Below are 21,183 nucleotides of genomic sequence, written 5' to 3'. Positions count from 1 at the left end.
TTGACCAAGTGTCCTTACAAAAATCAAATAGAAGCTTATGGTAATCAATTGATTGCTTGAAAAGTGGCCGTCTGTTACTTTAATAAAAGTGAGTATTCCTGAAAAATAATTTTTGATAAGTCTGATAATCTTCGATGCACTAAAGGGTATTAGGAAGCCAATGTAAGGTTAGAGTATTTTACATTTCAAACCAGATGGGGATTTGTTTGGCAACTAGAGCAATTTGATTTTCATTGAGCGGTTTTTCCCAAAAATCCATGACAAAAGGACTTTTTTGGGCTTTTTCTTTATCAGATCGATCTAAAGAAGAGGTGACCATCACGACTCTGACTTTTACATGGCGAAGTTCCTTTTCTAAATGATTGAGTAATTCCCATCCGCTCATTCTAGGCATGTTTATATCCAAAAAGATTAATATACCTTTTTCAGGTATGTCATTTTCCAGAATGTGATTTAATGCTTCTTCAGGATCAAAAAAAGTAATCGGGTTTGGATGTAATCCCTCTCCCTTTATGATAATTTTATGTAAGAAAAGTATTCCCGGATCATCATCTATTACCAACACATTTGGAAGAAAGGTATTCATTACTTTGTGAGATTTTCAGATTTTGTATGAGTGTCCTTAATAATCTCATCTACTTGTTTCAATGATTCCAGAAGTTCTTTTTCTAATTCTTCTTTGCTTTTTTCTATCCCCTCATACTTGGAATAATTGATCAACAGGTGATTGATCCCCATCGCCCTAGTCAGCGGAGCCCTAAGCAGATGTGAATGATTCCAAGTAAGCTGTTTCATAATTATATTTTGGTTTTCTATTTCTTCCAGAGCCTCCTTTAATTTTTCATTTGCTTGGCTAAGATCAGAAGTTCTCTGAATGACTTTCTCTTCCAAATCTTTCTTTAATTTCTTATTGAAATAAGATTGTAGAATGAAATAAAGAAGAAGAATTGCGACAATTCCTATTATAATTTTAAAGGTTAAAGTTTCGAAAAACAAAGCAGAAACCTTTATGGGAAGAGAATAAACTTTATCTTCTTCGCCGTATCTGAGGACTTTAATTTCTAAGGTATAGTCACCAGGTTTTAGTCCATTGAAAAACAATTGTCTTTGATTCTTTATTGGAAGCCAATTATCATTTTCATTGTCTATTCTATAAAATAATGAATATTGAGCAGGATTCTCAAAATCAATAAGATTAAATGAAATTTGAAACATCCTAACTCCCTCAGGAATACGAATTGGTCCCTGAATATCAGATTTTTCTTCTCCTATCCTGAGTTCATCCCAGTAAAAACTAATTGAATCATTGGGACTGTTAGAAATGGTTTGTGGGTTGATTATCCCAACTCCCTCGACTGTTGGGATCCAGATTTTACCACTATAATCTTGTATGGCAGCAGGAAAAATCAAACCATTGGTCTCAGAATTAGGCAAACCCAATCTTTCATCATATAAAGTTGAGCTGATCAATACATTTTCATTCTCACTTTCTTTAAACTTTTTTATTTCTGAGTAAGAAAAATATTGAACCCCAAAATTATTACTGATCCAAATTCCACGCTTTCCATCGTCCGTTATGCTGTATACAGTTTTAGATTTCAAACCATTGATCTTTCCTAAAATTTTGATTTGATCTCCTTTCAGTAATACAAGCCCTCCATGTGTACCGAACCAAAGGTCATTTTCAGCATCCTCATACATGCTGTAAATCACATCTTCACCAGGAGCCAAAGGAAGTCTTTTATTATCGACGAAGACGGTATCCTCTAATCGAAGAATACCTTCATTCATAGAACCGATTAATAATTGACCATTTTTGAGCTCTAGGGCACTTACAAACCTTGTTGCATCAAATTTCTCAGGAAGCTTAATCTTTTGAGGTTTGTCATTCTCATCAAGGTAATGTATTCCTCCTTTTCTTGTCAGGATCCACAAGCGATTATTAGAGTCTCTGAATAGGGCATGTACATAATTACTTCTTAGCCCATCCTCTTCTGTAATCTGTTCTATAATTTTCCCTCTTTGAATGTCAATTACAGAGATACCGGAGGTGGAGCTGTAGTAAAGTTTGCCGTTTCTTGAAGCTAGGCTGGTGTTGTTATCCTGAATCAAGCCATCTTTTTGAGTCCAGATTTTAACTTTACTCCCATCAATCTGATGGAGTCCATTTGCTTTTGTTCCTATCCAAATACTGCTATCCTCACTTTGGTAGATAGCCTTGACATTCTTATTCCTCAGCTCTTCGTGATTTGGCTGATTTACGCTTGCAGGTTTAATAATGAGGAGTCCTTTTCCTAAAGTCCCTAGAAACAGGTTGTTATCTTCTTTAATAATTTTTCTTACCGTATAATTTTTCAATTCAGGGTAGGAAAATCTTGTGACTTGTCCCTGATTGATCATCATCAAACCTTGTTGTAATGATCCTGCCCAAATTCTTTTATCAGAATCAACTATCAGGCTACTAAGATTAATGTCTTTGATTTGGCTAATTGGGACTATTTTTTCCATCTCATAGCCTTTGTTCATTTGAAAAATACCTTCTTCAGGCGAAAAAATATAGATCTCTTTAGAAGTCCCAAATATTTTATAAACTCCAAGGCTGTCTGCTGAAATTAATTTTTTGGTATTTGCTTTCAAGTTCAGCTCGTATAGGCCTCTAGTTGTTCCTACCAAAAGCTTGTATGAATCGATTTGGAAAAAACTGTAAATCTCCATTGGAAATTCATGCTTCCATATTTCTAGTTCAGTGAAGGTTCCGTTCTCCCATTGGTGAATATCACCGGCATCTGTTCCAATCAATAATTTGCCTCCGTCGATTTCTGTGACAGCTCTTATCCATGTATCATTGGTAATGCCGGTACAGTCTATGATTTTTCTGATATTCTTTTCCAGCAGCGCAATACTTCTATCTCCCGTTGCCCAAATTCCAGCCTTTGATTTATAAAAAGTATAATAGGTCTGCTCTTGCATTAGGGGGTAATTTTCCTGATCAAAAACCTTTGCAGAATATCCGTCAATGCGAGTAAGCCCCTCTTCTGTAGCTACCCAAAAATAGCCATGGTTATCCTTTTCCATAGCAAAAACAGCATTTTGCGGAAGCCCATTAGAGTTGTCCCAGTTTTCCACTATGTAATTGGAGTTTTTGGGAAACAAAGGGGCTTGTGCTGAAAGCTTCTGAGACCCAACCAAAAGACTGATTAGGCACAGCATTACATATATGGGTGATCTAGAAAACAAAGGATTTATCAATTAAGTAGCTGGGTCGATTGGGTAGGCTTAATAAATACCTTTAAAGTATTTTGGAATAAGTAGGAAAGAACTTATATACATTGGAAAATTAAGGGTTTTTAAGATAAAAAGCGGGTAAATCAATACTTTTTTAGTAGAAAAAATAATGATCTTGAAAAAATGAGTGCAGGGTTTTAATTGATTTATGACCTTCACTTTCAAGAATCAACTTTTATTCCTTGATTTTCCGCAGTTCAAATTGTCTTCTGAGGAAAAATGAAGTTAAGTTGAAAGGTTTTGAAATTCAGCTTTGAAGCTGTTTGATAAAAGGTTGTTCGTAAAATCTTTGGCCTGTACCCTGGTAAAGGGAATTTGCTAAGGCTGCAAATACAGGAGGATATGCAGGTTCTCCCAAGCCTGTTGGATCGATTTGGTTATCCACAAAATAGGTTTCAATAACTTTTGGAGCTTCTTTCATTCGGATCATCCTATATTGATCAAAATTACTCTTGCTCGGTTTGCCTTCTTCAAAGGTCAACTCACCAAAAAGCGCAGTACCTATTCCATCCACCACTGCACCTTCACAGAGATTTTTGGCAGCGTCCGGATTGACCACGATTCCGCAGTCCACTGCAGAGACTACCTTTTCTATAAGAGCCTGTCCATTTTCCATTTTTAACTCCATCACTTGAGCAGCATAAGAATTATGGCAAAAATAGGCTGAAAATCCTTTAGCTATACCTTCTTTATTTGTTGCCCAGTCTGATTTTTCACGTGCCAGTTTGATGACTTCCTCATATCGTGCTGGATCATAATCATTGTTTTTTCCCACTGGATTTTGTTTGGCCTTTTCCAATAGCTCTAATCTGAAATCAATAGGATCTTTCCCAGCAACTTCTGCTACTTCATCCAAAAAGGATTGTTCTACGGCTGCCATGAAATTTGATCTCGGAGCACGGAAAGATCCCGTGGTGATATTGGAAGGAACTTCCCAACCCTCGGCAAGATAATTTTCAACCGCACCAGCTGGAAACCTATCTGGGTATATGGGATTTTCGGGTAATCCTCCTGCATTGATATGAAAGCCTATCAACTGATTGTTTTCGTCCAAGGCAGCCCGATAAGTTGCCTGGTATCGGGACCTATAAATTCCCGAAGTCATATCATCCTCTCTCGTGTAAATCAATTTGATAGGAGCATTGAGTTTTTGAGAAATAACAGCCGCTTCAATCAACCAATGAGCATAGGACCTTCTTCCATATCCTCCTCCCAACCTGGTCATTTCAATATGGATGTTTTCAACAGGTATGCCTAATCTTACCGAAAGAGCCTGTTCTGTTAACTCAGGTTTTTGGAGAGGACCTGCACATTCTACTTTATCGCCTTGAACATGGGCAAAAAAGTTCATCGGTTCCATACAATTATGGGCCAGAAATGGTCCTGTATAAGTTTTCTCAATGACCTTAGATGCCTTTTTAAAAGCTTCTTCAGGGTTTCCATCTCTTCTTAATTCTTGCGGTTTTAGGGATGCAATTCTCATTTTTTCTGCCTGAGATTCTGTGTTCTCCTGACCAGCCGGAACTATCCTGCTTTCTTCGGAACCAAATCGATCTCTTTTTTCTACATAAGCGGAGATAGGTTCATACTCAGCCTGGATGGCTTTTTTTGCATTTAAGACTTCCCAAGTGCTAGTTCCCACAACTGCAATTAAATCAGTGAAGGTAACTGTGTCGAAGAATGTTCTAACATAGTCATCTTCTAATGATTTGAATTCAAAAACCCCTTTGATTCCAGGCATATTTCGTGCTTCTGAAGCATCAAAGGATTTAAGCTTCATTCCAAATGAAGGTGGATGAATAATCATAGCTATTAAAGTGCCTTCCTTCTTATAATCAATCCCAAATAGTGGTTTCCCAGTAATGATTTTTTGGATATCTACATTTCTCTGAGATGTGCCAATAATTTTGAATTGGTCCACTTTTTTCAATTCTACATTTTCCGGAATAGGAAGAGAAGCTGCGTAGGAAGCCATTTCTCCAAACTGTGCTCTTTTTCCTGATTGAACATGTATAAGAAATCCGGGTTCGGTTTTGATTTCCGAAGCAGGCACCTTCCACTGATCGGCTGCTGCATTGATTAAAAGTTGTCTGGCTGTAGCACCAGCTGTTCTCAAGGCATTCCAACCAATTCTGATCGCCTGACTTCCTCCGATAAATTGCCGAGTAAAATTTTCAGTGTCCAGGGGAGCTTGCTCTACTCTTACATTTTTCCAGTCTGCGTCCAATTCCTCAGCAACTATCATGGGCATGGAAGTTTTCACATTCTGACCACCTTCTGGATTGGGTGACATGATGGTGATCAGCCCATTTTCACCGATTTTGATATAGCCGTTGAGCCTGAACCATTCTTTAGGCAAATCCAAAATTTCGGAAGAATTAGGTTTGCAGCCTGCCAGCCAATTGAAACTAAGAATCATACCTCCACCCGCGAGTGCGGAAACTTTCAGAAATGATCTTCTATTCAATTTATTGTCTGGATAATTCATTGGAAATTTTGGGCTAAAGAAAGTGAAACCGCAAATCAAAGTTTTACCATTTCTAGTGCATCCTCAAAGGGTTAGATTTGCAGATAATAAGCTAGAAGTTAATGTTTTCCTGGGTATCGGGGAATAATATTTACTTCAATGTGAAAATAAAGCACTTAGCTGGAAGATACTTACGGAATTCAAACAGGATTATTAAAAATAGAAAACAAAAAAAGGCTAGCTCCATGGGAACTAGCCTTAAGTTTAATAACCATCAACCTTATTTCGGTAATAATACTTTATCAATTACATGGACTACGCCGTTTGTTCCGGCTAAATCAGCAGCAACTACAGTTGCATCGCCAATCATAACTTTTCCATCCTTGATAGATACAGTTGCAGTTTGACCATTCAAAGTCGTAACAACTTGTCCATCACTTAAATCACCTGACATTACGTTTCCAGATACTACGTGGAATGTTAAAATGCCAGTAAGCTTTTCTTTGTTTTCAGGCTTCAATAAGTCTTCAACTGTTCCTGCAGGAAGTGCTTCAAAAGCCGCATTAGTAGGAGCAAAGACAGTAAAAGGACCGTCTCCACTTAGTGTTTCTACCAAACCTGCAGCTTGAACTGCAGCTACTAGAGTAGTGTGGTCAGGAGAACCGATAGCTATATCAACTACTGTATTGGATTCTTCTACCGGAGCCTCTTCGACTACTTCCATTGTTTCTTCTGTAGACTCTTCCTTAGGTGCACTGCATGCAGTCCATAAGCCCATTGCCAGAAAACTTCCTGCTAGAGCTAAAATTTTTGTGGTTTTCATTTTTGAGTGGTTTTTTGATTTAACATCTACAGAACTACTGTCAGGCTGTAAGGTTTAAAAATAATTTATGAGCAAAACATATTGGTTGATTTCAAATGTTTTTCTAAGGAAAAAACTTCGTTCTGAGAGGAATAATCATTTTTTACTCAAGAGATCAGATTTATTTTTTTGAATATTTCTTAAGCTCTTTTTTATCCATTTCTAGTTGAATAATGTTTTCCGGATGTTTAGCTAGAATATCCTCTGCATCTTGGTCACTTGAAATATTTTTTTGTTCAGAAAAAATGACAACCGGAAAATTCACCCAAAGCATTCCACTTTCGCTCATCTCCCAATGACTTTGAATCATTTTAACATGATGCAAGTTCTGATTCGGATCGATCGCTGATTCAGCTATTTCCTGTCCTGGAAATACTGTATCACCTATTTCAACTTTGGCTGAATTTTTTTGAAGCCCACTTAATCTGCTGAAACTCCCATCCTCGTGATAAATTTCTATGAAATTTTCTGATTCAAAATTTGAAGGTCCGGAAGCCAAAGCCCCTCGTTCCATTTTAATCTCTGAAACTATTCCCTTCCTTGGGGCACAGATTGCTACTGCTTTTTCAAAAAGAAATAATGAGCCTGTATATGTATTTAATCCTGAATTCTGAGAAGGATGAGACTCAATTCTCAGTGGTCTCATGTTAAATTTTGTTCCTTCTTTAACCGGTGGAAGATATATCGTTTTGTAAAGTGGTCTCTGAAATATATCTCCTTTGAATAGTTTGGTATTATACCGAAAACCGGTTTTTTCATTAGAATAAATGGATTGAAGCTTCACTAAAGTGCTTTTTCCGGGGTTAGCAGTTTTGAAAAGAATGTCTCCCTCCAAAGATTCAAGATTTTCTAAAAGAATGAATTCTAATCTTATGGTGTAAGGGATTTTATCGCTGTTTAAACCCAGTAAAGTAAGGTCACGGTTTTGGTCTTGTTCTGCCACTATCTGAACTTGAGCCAAAACAAAATTGGAACAAAAGGCTAACAATAAAGTAATCAGGTATTTCATCAGTGATTGGGATTTTACTAATCTGATTATCCGCAATCTTACCACTTACCATATATTCTTTGCTTGACCGCTTGGATACTTCGACTTCGCACAGCACAGTCGGCCTATGACCCAGCCACGGTAGGCATGCGAAGCTTCCGGATTCTGATCCTTTGAGCTATCATTAAGCTTTATTATACTTTATACTGGTAAGAAAGCGGATATTGATATTTGCTAATTACCGCAAATTAACTAAAGAATACTTGATAAGCCTTCTAATTTATTAATTTTTGTAAGTCACAATAGTCCTTACTTCTCAATTTGATGGGTGTCTCTTACACTGCTAAAGGTCAATGCAAGCATTTTCCAACCTGAATTATCTTTTTGATATACCTCAGTTACGGTAAATTCTGTTACTACATCATTCCCTCTAACTTCGGCTGTTAAAGTGATTCTATTCCAGACCAATGCTGTATTTCCGAACAGCTCCACTGCAGTATCATGTACTTTTGCATTTTTATACCAGATACTTCCTGATTCAATGATTTCCAATTCCCGTTCCGTACTCCAGGTTCCGCTCATATGCACAAACTTGGCTTCAGGGTGAAAAAGGGGCTTTAATTGAGTAATGTCCTTTTCTGCCATCCATTTCCACTTGTTCATGGAGAGTTCATAAATTTCCTTTTCAGAGGATTGGTCAGGTTGATTTTGGGCCAAAACAGAAAGATTAAGGCCAATAAATAAGACAAATGGAATGATATAGTTTTTCATATTAATAGTGTTTTTGTTTGGTGTTTTTTAAAGTAATAATCTTAGTAAGGTACAATTAGGAACTCAGCCTAAAAAGAATCGGTTTGATTTTTCAAATCTTTGAATTTTATGCAAGATTAGGTTTCATTTTTATAATTCATTGAAAACTTTTTATCGCAAGGGTTAAGATTGTTTGCTTGTGTCCTGAGTTTATACAAATCCATCATTAGATATCAAATAGAGAAATTATTAACTCAAAATTAATTGATTTTTAGCGTTATAATTAATCATTATCAAATAAATACTTACGCTTTTCAAACATATTTCAAGGGTTTTCTTCTCGGTAATTTTATTGATAAATTGTTTTTTTCAATAAATTGATTTTTCTCTTATAGCTATTCAATGTTTGAATTTTGTAATCATCTATTTGATTTTCATTATAAATTAATTGATAAAATTTGGACATTTGTAAGACTAATTTCTCAATTGCCTATTTACCCTCACTTTGAAAAGTTCAATGAAATCAATTACAAAAATTCAGATTTTGATTCTGAGTTTGGTTTTACTCCAAGGTCCTTCCTTTTCTCAGGAAAATCCAGTTGAATCTCAATCACCGATTCGCCATTTTAGTGGAACTATCACAGCGACTAATAATGGCGTCTCAATTATTCCTGCATTTAACTTAGGAAAGCCTGCTGCCTTCTTCGACCTCAGTGTAGGAGGAGAGAGACTTTCTTTTGATCCTATGTTTCGATTCGGAATGAATGGAAAGCCTTGGTCATTTATTCTTTGGTGGAGATATAAAATCATCAAAGACAAGAAATTTTCCTTGACTGCCGGTGCGCATCCTGCATTTCTCTTTCAGGATAGGGAGGTAATGGTGGATGGAGAAGTTCAAAGGATGTTTGTAGCCAATAGATTCCTTGCAGGGGAGATCAATCAAAGCTATAAATTCAGCAATAAATTGAGCATGGGTATTTATTATCTTCATGGAACAGGCTTTAATCCAACAGGACCAAAAAACAGTGATTTTGTAGCTTTGAATACTGTGATTTCCAATATCAGATTAGGAGGAGACTTCTCCTTGCGAATTAACCCGCAACTCTTCTTTCTCAGTGTGGATGAAAATTCTGGAACTTATATCAATTCAAGTTTTACATTCAGCAAAGACGAGTTTCCAATTTCATTTCAAACCTTTTTTAATCAAAAAATTAAGTCACAGGTAGCTGGAGATGATTTGGTTTGGAACATGAGCTTGCTTTACACTTTTAAAAATACCTACGCTAAAAAATAACAAAATGGAAAAGTCAGAGACCTTAGAGGAATTTTATAAACGTAAATTCAATTGGATTCCAGAAAGCCTAAAAAAGGATTTCGGGCATTTTAATATTTTCAGACTTGAACCCTATTTCGAAGGAAAGCTAAAAAGTGTCCCATATAGAAAGCGGGATTTTTACAAAGTCATGCTTGTCAAAGGTGCTAGCACAGTTCATTACGCTGACAGAGTGTATGAGGTCAAAAAACAGGCACTGTCCTTTTCCAATCCCATGGTTCCTTATAAATGGGATCACATAGGAGCGCATACTACTGGGGTATATTGTATTTTCAATCCTCATTTCTTCATGAATTATGGCCAAATTCAGCAGTATGAGGTTTTCCACCCAAATGGAACTCATGTGTTTGAGTTAAGTGATGAGGAGGCTAAAGAAGTAGAGACTATTTTTGAAACGATGCAGGATGAGTTTAATTCAGAGTACAAATACAAGTATGACCGTATTCGGAATTTGGTGTCCGAACTGATTCATTTCGGGATGAAGCTGCAACCAGCAGACTTGCAAACTACCCTTCACGGGAACGCATCTTTGAGAATAGCGTCCATATTTCTGGAGCTTTTGGAAAGGCAGTTCCCAGTAGATGAAAGCCACTCTAGTATTCAAATGAGAACTCCCTCAGAATTTGCCAATCAACTCAACATCCATGTCAATCATCTCAATCGCGCTGTGAAAGAGATGACGGGAAAAACTACTTCTCAGTTGATTGCTGATAGATTGGTACAGGAATCTAAAATCCTTTTGAAACAAAGTAATTGGAACGTGTCTGAGATTGCCTTCGCTTTAGGGTTCAACGAAGTAACTCACTTCAATAATTTCTTCAAAAAGCAGGTCAATTCAAGTCCAACTCAATTCAGAAAAGGCGCCTGAGTCAAGATTCTGGAGAAAATCAGCTTTTACCGAGCTAATTGAATTAAATTACATTAGAAAAATAAAGTCTCCATTTGTAGAAAGAGGGTGGAGAAAGCATTTCAATCTTTCTAATATTAGACTAAAATCACGGCATGCTCAAAGACAATTTTGGACGTATTCACAATTACCTGAGAATTTCTCTGACGGACAATTGCAATTTCCGTTGCACCTATTGTATGCCCCAGGAGGAAATGGAGTGGATGCCACAATCCAGATTGATGAGTGCTGATGAAATTGTAGAGCTGGCTGAGGTTTTTGTAGAACTTGGCGTTACCAAAATCCGATTGACGGGTGGAGAGCCCCTGGTTAGAAAAGATGCTGGTGATATTATTCAAAGGCTGGGTAAGCTTCCGGTAGAATTGTCTTTGACAACGAATGGGATACTGGTTCCAAAATATATTGACCTTTTGAAGGAATCCGGAGTTAAGTCGATCAATGTGAGCTTGGACACCTTGAACCCCGAGAAATTTAAAAGGTTGACGCGGAGAGATCAATTTCAGCAAGTGTGGGATAGTATCATGCTACTATTGGAGGAAGGTTTTCGGGTTAAAATCAATGCTGTGGCCATGCTGGGTCAGATTGAAGATGAGTTGGTGGATTTTATACAACTGACCAAAAAATATCCCCTTCACATACGATTCATCGAGTTTATGCCATTTCAGGGAAATAGCTGGGACAGTAAAAAAGTCCTGACGGCAGGAGAGATGTTGAAAATTGCAGGATCTAAGTTGGACTTCAAAAAGCTAACCGATAAACCTCACAGCACAGCCAAAAAATATAAAGTGTCGGGTTATGCCGGAACCTTCGCTTTTATTACCACCATGAGTGAGCATTTTTGTGGTAGTTGCAACAGGTTAAGATTAACTGCCGACGGGAAGATAAAGAATTGCCTATTCGGTAAAGATGAGCTGGATTTGCTGAGTAGGTTGAGAAATGGGGAAGAGGTAAGATCTTTGATTCATGAGTCTTTGGCAAAGAAACACGCAATTTTAGGAGGGCAGTTTTCTGCGGATTATCAACTTACCCAAGCTGATAAAATCGAAAATAGAAGTATGATTAAAATCGGAGGGTGAGATGATTTCAGTTTCTGAGGCAAAAAGAATTCTTCAAAATATCCCTTTGAATAAAAGGTCTCAATTAATTCCTCTCTTTGAGTCTGAAGGCTTATTCCTAGGAGATGAGGTAAGATCCTTGATGGACGTTCCTTCTTTTGACAATTCAGCTATGGATGGCTATGCCTTTATATGGGAAGAGGGACTCAAAGAATTGGAAATAATAGGTGAATCAGCCGCTGGAGGAGATTATTCTCAACAAATAATGAATGGCCAATGTATTCGAATCTTTACTGGTGCGCCTATGCCAGAAGGTGCGGATTCTGTGATCATGCAGGAAAAGGTGGAGAAGAATGGTGCTAAAATTAATTTTAATCCAGAAGATGCGATTCAGGGACAGCATGTCCGATACCAAGGAAGTCAATGCAAAAAAGGAGACTTGGTGGCTCAGGCCGGAGCTAAAATAACCCCGGGTCTAATCAGTTTGATGGCTTCTGTGGGAGTAGGAGAAATTCCTGTTTTTCAGCCTCCGAAAGTAAGTATTTTGATCACAGGGAATGAAATAAAAAATCTCGGAGAAATCTTGACTAAGGGTCAGATTTATAATGCAAATGGCCCTGCATTGGATATTTGGTTGAAAAGTCAGGGAATTAGAGAAATCCAGCATTGGCAGGTTCGTGATGAAAAAAAGGCAGTTCAAGATATCATATCAAAGGCCTTAGCGCAGTCTGATTTGGTTTTAATTACAGGAGGCATTTCTGTAGGAGACTACGATTTTGTAAAAGAGGCTTTGGAATTTCATCAAGTTGAACCACTTTTTTACAAGGTGAAGCAAAGGCCTGGAAAGCCCCTTTACGCTGGAATGAAAAAGGAGAAATTGGTTTTTGCACTTCCAGGTAATCCTGCGTCTGTTTTATCTTGTTTTTTGAACTATGTTAAGCCGGTAATTGAGTCTTGGAAAGGGAATTCAATGGCTTGGAATTCATTTGTGGAGTTACCAGTTTCGGATGACTTTGAGAAGCCTATTCCATTAACTCAGTTTCTTAAGGCCAATGTAGAAGATGGGAAAATTCATATTCTGAGTGGGCAAGAATCTTTCAATCTGATATCCTTTGGTACTGCTAATGGATTTGCTGAAATCCCCGAGGAAACCACATTTATCAAAGCTGGACAAACCATCAAATTTTATCCTTGGTAATGGAGACTTGGATGTACTATGCCCTGTTTTTCCTTATGCCATTTGCTGCATTTCTATATGCTTCAGTAGGCCATGGTGGAGCTAGTTCTTATTTGATGATTTTAGCACTGCTAGGTTTTGCTCCGGAGGAAATCCGTCCAACAGCATTGATTTTAAATATGATGGTTTCCATGGTTGCCTACCTGAATTACAGGAAAGCAGGTGTTTTTCCTATGCAACTGTTTTTATCCCTGATTTTATTTTCTATTCCAGCAGCTTATCTAGGAGGCACGATATTATTAGATGCAACAGTTTATAAGAAGGTATTGGGCGTTTTATTGATTTTCCCAGTATTAAAATTTGGGGGTGTTTTCCCAATTTCAAAGGATGAGCAGGTAGAAAGAAAATGGTGGATGGCTCCGGTTTTGGGAATTTTGATAGGCTTTGTTTCAGGAATGATTGGAATAGGGGGAGGTATAATTCTTACTCCAATAATTTTGATGTTGGGTTGGGCAGGAGTAAAGGAAACTGCTGCTTTAAGTGCGCTATTTATCTTTCTAAACTCAGTAGCAGGTTTTGTAGGAGCGGCGACGTATGAGATTACAGTTTCCCAGGAACTTTGGGTTCTGATACCTTTGACAGTTTTGGGAGGTGCCCTAGGAGCTTATTTGGGTGCTAAGAGGTTCTCTGTTAAGGTATTGAAATATATGTTGGCAGCGGTATTATTATTTGCCTCTGTGAAATTGATTCTTTCTTAATGCATTTCGTAAATTGAATTATGGCTGAGAAACTTATTATTAAAGCATTCGGGATGGTGGCAGAAGAAATTGGCCAATCGGAAATTTGGCTGGATTCTGTCTCTGATACCCAGGAGCTGTTAGCTATTCTTAAAGAAAGATACCCAGGATTGGAGGGGATGAAATTCAGTCTGGCTGTTGACAAAGAGTTGGTATCTGAAAATCAAAAAATCGATGGAGCCAGGGAAGTTGCCCTTTTGCCTCCATTCTCAGGAGGTTGATTATGGATCGCTTCGAACGCCAAGTAATTCTTCGGGAATTAGGTCCAGAAGGTCAAACTAAACTCCAAAATGCCTCGGTACTATTAATAGGCCTTGGAGGTCTTGGATGCCCAATCTTAAATTATTTGGCTGCTGCAGGAGTTGGGAAAATCGGATTGGTTGACGGGGATTTAGTATCGATTTCTAATTTAAACCGGCAAACTCTCTATGGTGAAAATCATGTAGGGGAATTGAAGACTGATGTGGCTAGCCGAATTATCAGCAAAAAGTATTCAGATATAAAGCTCGAAGTCTATCCTTTTTTTCTCACCCCAAAAAATGCCTTTGAAGTTATTTCTCAATACGATCTGGTAATAGACGGGACAGATAATTTTCCTACTCGATATCTAGTCAATGATGTTTGCTTCCTGCTCCACAAGCCTTTGGTATTTGGAGCAATTTTTAGACATGAAGGTCAGGTCTCTGTATTTGACCTTGGAGAAAACTCCTGTAATTACCGGGATCTATTTCCCGATCCCCCTTCCTCATTGGAAGTTCCAAATTGCTCAGAAACTGGTGTTTTGGGAGTACTTCCTGGCTTGATCGGAACTTTGATGGCTACAGAGACCATCAAAGTCATCACAGGATACGCGGAAGCTCTCAGGAATCGGGTTTTATTTTTCGACAGCAAAACTTACCAACAATACTTCTTGGATTTAAAGCCAAATGCAGTGGCCAGAAACTTAATTCCAAAAACGCAAAAGGAATTGGAGCAATTGGATTATGAGTTTTTATGCTCAGGAATTCAAATTGCCAGTTGGGAGGAAGGGCTTAAATCCCCCAAAGTTCAGTGGCTGGATGTCAGAGAAAGTCACGAAATGCCTAAATTGAATTTGGAAAATCTAATAGAAATCCCAATAAGTGAATTTTATGATTTAAATCAGGTTCAATTCAATTCTGATCAGGTTTTTGTTTATTGCCAAAGCGGAATTAGAAGCCAAAAAGCAGCTGTAAAGCTGAAAGAGAAGTTTCCTCAAAAAGAATTTATATCAATTCGTGGAGGCGTGAATGCCTATCCGAAAAATTAATCTTATGGACAAAGTAAGAACCCCAAAAAATATATTTGTACAGGGAGCAATTTCTCCTGAAAAGATTGCCTCATCTATTGCGAATCATAGTACCAAAACTGAAATAGGTGGGCACTCCATTTTTTTAGGTCAAGTAAGGGCGGATCAAAAAGAGAAAGGAGAAGTGGTTGCCATAGAATACACTGCCTATGAAGAAATGGCTCTTCAAAAAGCTTTTGAAATCAGAGAAGCAGTTTTCGCTAAGTACCCACTGACCTGCATGCATATTTACCATAGTTTAGGCGAAGTGAAAGTAGGGGAGTTATGTCTGTTTGTATTTACATCTTCCAAACACAGAAAAGCCGCTATCGAAGCCTGCAGTGAGTTGGTTGAGCGCATCAAAGCCGAATTACCAGTTTGGGGGAAAGAAATTCTGGATTCTGAAGAGCATGTTTGGAAAAAGAATAGGTAAATAAACCCAAATCAGCCCTATGCATATTGACATGAAATTTTGGAAGAAGTTGAACTCGGAACAGCGCTTGGAACGAGTTCAGAGAGCTTTGAAACAAAATGTTGATTTCTCCAAGGATGCCAACCTGGGATATCCTGCATCTAAATTGGATGAAAAGGTATTTGCCAATGAATCTCTTTTTTTGAGAGAAATGCCTGTTTTGAATACCTACATAGCCAACCCAAACCATATTGGCTGCCACACCTTTGGAACTTCAGAGTTTGCTTTCAAAGGTACTCAAGAACTGGAGAGGGAAGTCCTCAATATGATTGCGGTGGACTTGTTCAAAATCGAAGAAGGTAGCTTTGATGGATATATTTCTCCTGGAGGGACTGAGGCAAATATTCAGGCCCTTTGGATTTATAGAAACGAATTCATTCAAAAGTATGGAGCTAAGATCGATGAGATTGCTATTTTAGCTTCTGAAGATACGCACTATTCCATTCCAAAAGCTGGAAATTTATTAATGCTTGATTGGGTTAAAGTACCTGTGCAAGCAGAGACAAGAGACATGTCGAAAGCAGATCTGGAAAGGGAAGTAAGAGATGCGATTTCTAAAGGAAAAAAATACTTTATTGCCATCGCAAACATGGGGACCACCATGTTCGGGTCCGTGGATGATCCAGTGCCAATGGCGGATGTTTTGAAGGAGTTTCAAGTGCCATTTAGACTTCATATTGACGGTGCTTATGGTGGTTTTGTATATCCCTTCTCAGAAGGTGAAAACCAAATTACTTTTCAAAATTCAGATATCTCTTCCCTAACTATCGATGCCCACAAGATGCTTCAAGCACCCTATGGAACGGGGATTTTTGTTTGTAGAAAAGGTTTAATTGAAAATGTATTAACCAAAGAGGCTCAATATGTTGAGGGTTTGGACTTAACTCTTTGCGGGAGCCGTTCAGGGGCTAATGCGGTGGCTGTCTGGACTATTCTAACCACCTATGGGCCACACAAATGGTTTGAAAAAATCTCTGTCTTAAAGATGAGAACAAACTGGCTATGCAGGCATCTGAATGAGTTGGGGGTTCCCTTTTTTAGAGAACCTGAAATGAATATAGTTACGCTCAGGGCAGAGGCTGTACCAGACTCAATTGCCCATAAATATAACCTCGTTCCTCAATCTCATTCTGAGGATAATGAGTGGTATAAAATTGTCTTAATGGACCACGTTGAAATCGAGCACTTAAAAGATTTCATCCAGGATATGAAGTCCTCTCAAAAACTACCGGAAACCAAACATGATTGATATTACCCACAAGAGTTCTACTCTGAGAAAAGCTATAGCAGAAGCCACTGTAAAAGTGTCCAAGCCTGAAACGATTCAGGCTGTAAAGGATAGAAAAGTACCTAAGGGTGATGTGCTTGAAATGGCTAAAACCGCAGGGCTTTTTGCGGCAAAAAGAACAGCGGATATGATCCCTGATTGTCACCCTTTGCCAATAGAATTTACAGGTGTAACCTATGAAATAGGAGATGAAGAGATACGGATTTTGGTGGAGATTCATACTATTTACAAAACCGGTGTGGAGGTGGAGGCCATGCACACGGCCTCGGTAGTTGCGCTCACCATGTATGATATGCTTAAGCCATTGGACAAAGGAATCAGTATTGAAAAAATTAGATTGATTGAAAAGAAAGGTGGTAAGTCTGACTTAAATTCTAAGGACTTTTCTCATCTCAAAGGCGCTGTAATTGTTTGTTCGGATACTATCTCTCAAGGAAAAGGCGAGGATAAATCGGGTAAGATTATTCAGGATAAACTCAGCAGCATTGGCGTACAAGTAGTGGCCTATGAAATCATTCCTGATGAAATAGAAAAGATCCAAGGTTTAGCAAAAAAATACGCTGACGAAGGAATAGACTTAATCATTTTCTCGGGAGGAACAGGATTATCACCAAGGGATGTGACTCCGGATGCTTTGGAACCCCTATTGACTAGAAAAATTCCTGGAATTGAAGAAACCATCAGGAATTACGGTCAGCAGCGAGTTCCAACAGCCTTTTTATCCCGCTCTTTAGCTGGAGTGATAGATCAAAGTTTGGTGTTGGCAATGCCAGGTTCATCTGCTGGCGCTAGAGAATCTATGGATGCAGTTTTTCCAGCAGTTTTACATGTCTTTAAGGTGCTTTCCGGAGAAAGACATTGAGTAATCCGAAAATCATCAAATTTTTAGGCTTGTCAAAATAATCAACCGTTTGCATAGATTTTCCCTGTATTTTCTTTTGAAAGGCTGATTTTCTGAAGGATAAAGTTTGTATGTTAGATGACCTATTTTAAAATCCTGTGGGATTTTAGATGGTGTTTAGCAATACATACCCAAAATAATCCATGGCAAAACCACGCCTGTCCTTTTCCCAGATCATTAATATGAATGTCGGATTTTTCGGCATTCAATATAGTTTTGGTTTACAACAGAGTGCTGTCAATCCCATCTACGATATGTTGGGTGCAGCACCAGATGAAATCCCCATATTGAACCTTGCAGGTCCGATGACGGGCTTATTGATCCAGCCGATCATTGGTGCATTGAGTGATAATACCTGGAGTCCAAGATTTGGTCGAAGAAAGCCCTTTTTTTTCATAGGTGCCCTTTTCTGTAGTATTACCTTATTCCTGTACCCATTCAGTAGTTCCCTTTGGATGGCTGCTGGATTGCTATGGGTCTTGGATGCCGCCAACAATACTGCTATGGAACCTTATCGGGCCTTGATTGCTGATAAACTTCCAGATGAGCAATATTCTACAGGATTCTTAACCCAAAGCTTTTTTACCGGTCTGGGAATTACGCTAGCCAATATTTCCCTTTTTGTATTTCAAAAATATATCACTGGAACAGCAGGTTCTCTCCCTTATTGGGTATATGCTTCTTTCTTTTTAGGAACCATTTGCTCCATCACCACCGTCATGTGGAGTATTTCAAAAACACCAGAAATACCACCGGATGAAGAGGAACTGAAAGCTCTGAAAAAGCGAACGGAAGGTATGCCTCACCCGGCCATTCAGTTTTTTCTTTCTATTCTAACCACTTTGGTAGCTTATCTGGTCTTTTTCCTATTGCTGATTCCTGCAATTTTTTCCAAAGGGTTGATTCGAAGAACCTTGGAAAAAACAAAGGAAAACTCGACTACAAGGGTATTATTTGCCCAAAACATTGAAATCATCGAATCCATCATGGTCATGCCTTCTGTGATGTGGAAATTGGCACTTATTTACCTTTTCCAATGGTATGCCCTCTTTTGCTATTGGCAAAATGCTGCGAAAAGCATTGCTCAATCTGTTTGGGACACAACTCCGACAGGGGATAAGTTGCTTTATGAGGAAGCTGTAGGTTGGACTGGTTTGGTGAACGGATGGTATAATATAGTGACCTTCCTTTCAGCCTTCTTTTTGGCAAGTATGGCTCAAAAATATGGACCTAAAAAGGTGCATTTTATCTGTTTAATCATAGCAGGTATAGGGCTCTTGATTTTTCCTCAATTGGATAATAAATATGCCTTATTTATACCTATGACTGGTTTTGGGATCGCATGGGCTAGTATGATGGGGGTTCCCTATTTGTTGGTGGTCAATGAAATTCCCAAGGAACGATATGGGGTTTACATGGGGATAATCAATATGATGATTGTGATTCCTATGATTTTACAGACGCTGACTTTTGGCTTTATCTCTAAAACCTTCCTGGGAAATGACCCGGGAATGGCCATTGTGTTTGGTGGGGCTTTGCTGCTGATTGCGGCTTTAGCCACTTTAAATATCAAAGAAAATAAAAAAGTAATAACCAATTCCGGCGGTTTCTCCGCAGGGCATTAATTATTTTGACTTAATATGTCACAGATGAATTCCAGTAATGACCTTTCAATTTTGAAGGACTTTTCTATAGATGCTGTCAAAAAGGACAAGGATTTTGTAGGGCGTTTTGAAGAAGGAGTAGGCTCGTTAAAAAGCCTGTTTTTTGAAATTTATGGAAGAAATGAGTCCACTCATGCTTTCTTTTCAGATCTTTTGAAAACTGTGGTCTCAGCCTATAAAAATCGAGATCAAGATCTTAAAAAAAGAGATTTGGATAAACTGAAGCAAGGTCATTGGTTTTTGAGCAATGACTTGGCGGCCATGAGCCTGTATGTAGATAGGTTTTGTGGTTCCATTTCTGAAATGGAAAAAAAGTTAAGCTACTTCGATCAGCTGGGAGTAAATTTTCTCCATCTCATGCCTCTTTTTAAAAGCCCTCCTGGAGAAAGCGACGGGGGCTATGCAGTTTCTGATTTCAGGAAGGTGGATGAGCGATTTGGAACCCTGGAAGAACTTCTTTCACTTCGAAAAAAAATGCATAAAAACGGTATGCATCTGATGTTGGATATCGTATTGAATCATACTTCTCATAGGCATGAATGGGCAGAGAAGGCAAAAGCTGGGGATAAATTTTATCAGGATTACTTTTACATGTACGAGAATCGATGGATTCCCAATGAGTATGAGCTTGCCATGCCTGAGATTTTTCCGGAAAGCTCACCAGGCAATTTCACTTGGTCCGAGGAATGCCAAAAATGGGTGATGACCGTTTTCCATAACTACCAATGGGATTTAAATTATCGGAATCCACATGTATTAAGGGAAATGCTGGATACGATCTTTTTTTATGCCAATCTTGGTGTAGATCTATTGAGGATAGATGCCCCTGCTTTTATCTGGAAAGAAACTGGTACAACTTGTCAAAATTTGCCTCAAGCTCATGCTATTTTGAGATTGATCAAACAAGCAGTACAGATAGCAAGTCCGGGAATGGCCTTGCTCGGAGAAGCAATTGTGGCTCCGGCCAAAATCATGGAATATTTTGGGACAGGTGAAAATGCCGGCAAGGAGTGTGATTTTGCATATAACGCCACTCAAATGGCTTTGCAATGGGATATGCTGGCCACAGGAGAAACGCAGGTTATGCTGAATGCTCAATCCATTATTCAGCAAAAGCCTTTCGGAACAAGCTGGATAAGCTATACTCGATGTCACGACGATATTGGTTTGGGCTATGATGATTATATGATTGCCCAGGCTGGAAAAGATCCTTACCGGCATAGAACATTTCTGAAAGATTATTTCTCAGGGAAATTTCCAGATAGTCCTGCGAGAGGAGCTTTATTTTCATCCAATCCAAAAACAGGGGATGCCAGGATTTCAGGTACACTTGCATCGCTTTGCGGACTGGAAAAGGCTATCTGGGAAAAAGATGATACCCAAGTTGCCTCTGCCATCCAAAAGATTCTGATGATGCAGGCTCATTCTGTTTTCCTCGGTGGATTACCTATGTTATATTATGGAGACGAATTGGGCTACACTAATGATTATAGCTATGAAAAAGATCCAGCAAAAAGCTATGACAACCGATGGATGCATAGACCAATTATTGATTGGGTAAAAGCTGAAAACAGAAATGAGGAAGGAAGTATTGAAAACAGGGTTTTTACAGGAACTCAGAAATTACTTCAAATCCGGAAATCACTTCCAGCCATAGGCGACTACAAGAATATCACATGGTTGTACCCGCATAATATTCATGTTGCCGCTTATTTGAGAAGCTTGGAGGATCAAAAATTTTACTGTGTTTTCAATTTTAAGAATGAGGCCTCTTATCTGACTTGGTATGCCTTTAAGGAGCAGGGAGTAATCCCAAAGAAGTTTAAAGATCACTGGACAGGTCAGGAATTCGAAGTGGGGAGAGATGATGAATACTTGATACTGGAACCATTCGGATTTCGGATTTTGGAAGTAATTGAAAGCTATTAAAG

General features: G+C 38.5%; 18 protein-coding genes. 12 read left to right on the top strand and 6 right to left on the bottom strand.

The window, feature by feature from the left end:
* Positions 1–178 precede the first annotated feature (178 nt).
* The 6 genes from BM073_RS15915 to BM073_RS15890 all read right to left on the bottom strand — a co-directional run bounded on the left by BM073_RS15915 (position 179) and on the right by BM073_RS15890 (position 8,373).
* Positions 179–586, bottom strand: coding sequence for a response regulator (locus tag BM073_RS15915; protein ID WP_091655328.1), 408 nt, complete (start codon positions 584–586; stop codon positions 179–181).
* Positions 586–3,210 carry a ligand-binding sensor domain-containing protein gene (locus tag BM073_RS15910; RefSeq protein WP_091655327.1) on the bottom strand — a complete coding sequence of 875 codons (2,625 nt, stop codon included), beginning with the start codon at positions 3,208–3,210 and terminating at the stop codon, positions 586–588. Before BM073_RS15910 ends, BM073_RS15915 begins: the two co-directional genes overlap by 1 nt.
* Positions 3,211–3,532: 322 nt before the next feature.
* Positions 3,533–5,773 (bottom strand): xanthine dehydrogenase family protein molybdopterin-binding subunit, encoded by a 2,241-nt coding sequence (locus BM073_RS15905; protein ID WP_091655326.1) that lies wholly within the window; start codon positions 5,771–5,773, stop codon positions 3,533–3,535.
* 259 nt (positions 5,774–6,032) lie between these two features.
* A complete protein-coding gene (locus tag BM073_RS15900) occupies positions 6,033–6,575 on the bottom strand; it encodes a fasciclin domain-containing protein (protein WP_091655325.1) in 543 nt (180 codons plus the stop codon).
* 160 nt (positions 6,576–6,735) lie between these two features.
* Entirely contained in the window at positions 6,736–7,623 is an 888-nt protein-coding gene (locus tag BM073_RS15895; RefSeq protein ID WP_091655324.1) for a M23 family metallopeptidase, read from the bottom strand.
* 288 nt (positions 7,624–7,911) lie between these two features.
* On the bottom strand, positions 7,912–8,373 hold the full coding sequence (locus tag BM073_RS15890) for a nuclear transport factor 2 family protein (protein WP_091655323.1): 462 nt from the start codon (positions 8,371–8,373) through the stop codon (positions 7,912–7,914).
* Between the two features lie 496 nt (positions 8,374–8,869).
* Between BM073_RS15890 and BM073_RS15885 the strand changes: the two genes are divergently transcribed.
* The 12 genes from BM073_RS15885 to BM073_RS15830 all read left to right on the top strand — a co-directional run bounded on the left by BM073_RS15885 (position 8,870) and on the right by BM073_RS15830 (position 21,181).
* Entirely contained in the window at positions 8,870–9,646 is a 777-nt protein-coding gene (locus tag BM073_RS15885; protein WP_091655322.1) for a hypothetical protein, read from the top strand.
* A gap of 4 nt (positions 9,647–9,650) precedes the next feature.
* Positions 9,651–10,553, top strand: coding sequence for a helix-turn-helix domain-containing protein (locus tag BM073_RS15880; RefSeq protein ID WP_091655321.1), 903 nt, complete (start codon positions 9,651–9,653; stop codon positions 10,551–10,553).
* A 134-nt stretch (positions 10,554–10,687) separates the two neighbouring features.
* Positions 10,688–11,668: a GTP 3',8-cyclase MoaA gene (gene moaA / locus BM073_RS15875; protein ID WP_091655320.1), complete on the top strand. Its 981-nt coding sequence runs from the start codon at positions 10,688–10,690 to the stop codon at positions 11,666–11,668.
* A gap of 1 nt (position 11,669) precedes the next feature.
* The gene (locus BM073_RS15870) at positions 11,670–12,845 is read left to right on the top strand and encodes a molybdopterin molybdotransferase MoeA (RefSeq protein WP_091655319.1); all 1,176 of its coding nucleotides are present in this window, start codon (positions 11,670–11,672) and stop codon (positions 12,843–12,845) included.
* The gene (locus tag BM073_RS15865; protein ID WP_245756440.1) at positions 12,845–13,582 is read left to right on the top strand and encodes a sulfite exporter TauE/SafE family protein; all 738 of its coding nucleotides are present in this window, start codon (positions 12,845–12,847) and stop codon (positions 13,580–13,582) included. Before BM073_RS15870 ends, BM073_RS15865 begins: the two co-directional genes overlap by 1 nt.
* Before the next feature lie 20 nt (positions 13,583–13,602).
* Positions 13,603–13,842 (top strand): MoaD/ThiS family protein, encoded by a 240-nt coding sequence (locus BM073_RS15860; RefSeq protein ID WP_091655318.1) that lies wholly within the window; start codon positions 13,603–13,605, stop codon positions 13,840–13,842.
* Between the two features lie 2 nt (positions 13,843–13,844).
* On the top strand, positions 13,845–14,909 hold the full coding sequence (locus BM073_RS15855) for a HesA/MoeB/ThiF family protein (protein ID WP_091655317.1): 1,065 nt from the start codon (positions 13,845–13,847) through the stop codon (positions 14,907–14,909).
* A gap of 4 nt (positions 14,910–14,913) precedes the next feature.
* A complete protein-coding gene (locus BM073_RS15850) occupies positions 14,914–15,360 on the top strand; it encodes a molybdenum cofactor biosynthesis protein MoaE (protein ID WP_091655380.1) in 447 nt (148 codons plus the stop codon).
* Between the two features lie 19 nt (positions 15,361–15,379).
* Complete coding sequence (locus tag BM073_RS15845) at positions 15,380–16,648, top strand: pyridoxal phosphate-dependent decarboxylase family protein (protein WP_245756439.1); 1,269 nt, start codon at positions 15,380–15,382, stop codon at positions 16,646–16,648.
* Positions 16,641–17,549, top strand: coding sequence for a bifunctional molybdenum cofactor biosynthesis protein MoaC/MoaB (gene moaCB, locus BM073_RS15840; RefSeq protein ID WP_091655316.1), 909 nt, complete (start codon positions 16,641–16,643; stop codon positions 17,547–17,549). Before BM073_RS15845 ends, moaCB begins: the two co-directional genes overlap by 8 nt.
* Before the next feature lie 182 nt (positions 17,550–17,731).
* Positions 17,732–19,213: an MFS transporter gene (locus tag BM073_RS15835; RefSeq protein ID WP_091655315.1), complete on the top strand. Its 1,482-nt coding sequence runs from the start codon at positions 17,732–17,734 to the stop codon at positions 19,211–19,213.
* A gap of 24 nt (positions 19,214–19,237) precedes the next feature.
* Entirely contained in the window at positions 19,238–21,181 is a 1,944-nt protein-coding gene (locus BM073_RS15830) for an alpha-amylase family glycosyl hydrolase (protein ID WP_175557936.1), read from the top strand.
* Positions 21,182–21,183: the final 2 nt, after the last annotated feature.

The organism is Algoriphagus ornithinivorans (assembly GCF_900115305.1).
GTDB lineage: Bacteria > Bacteroidota > Bacteroidia > Cytophagales > Cyclobacteriaceae > Algoriphagus > Algoriphagus ornithinivorans.
Note: the sequence above shows the minus strand (reverse complement) of the source record. Positions and strands in the feature narration are given on the sequence as shown.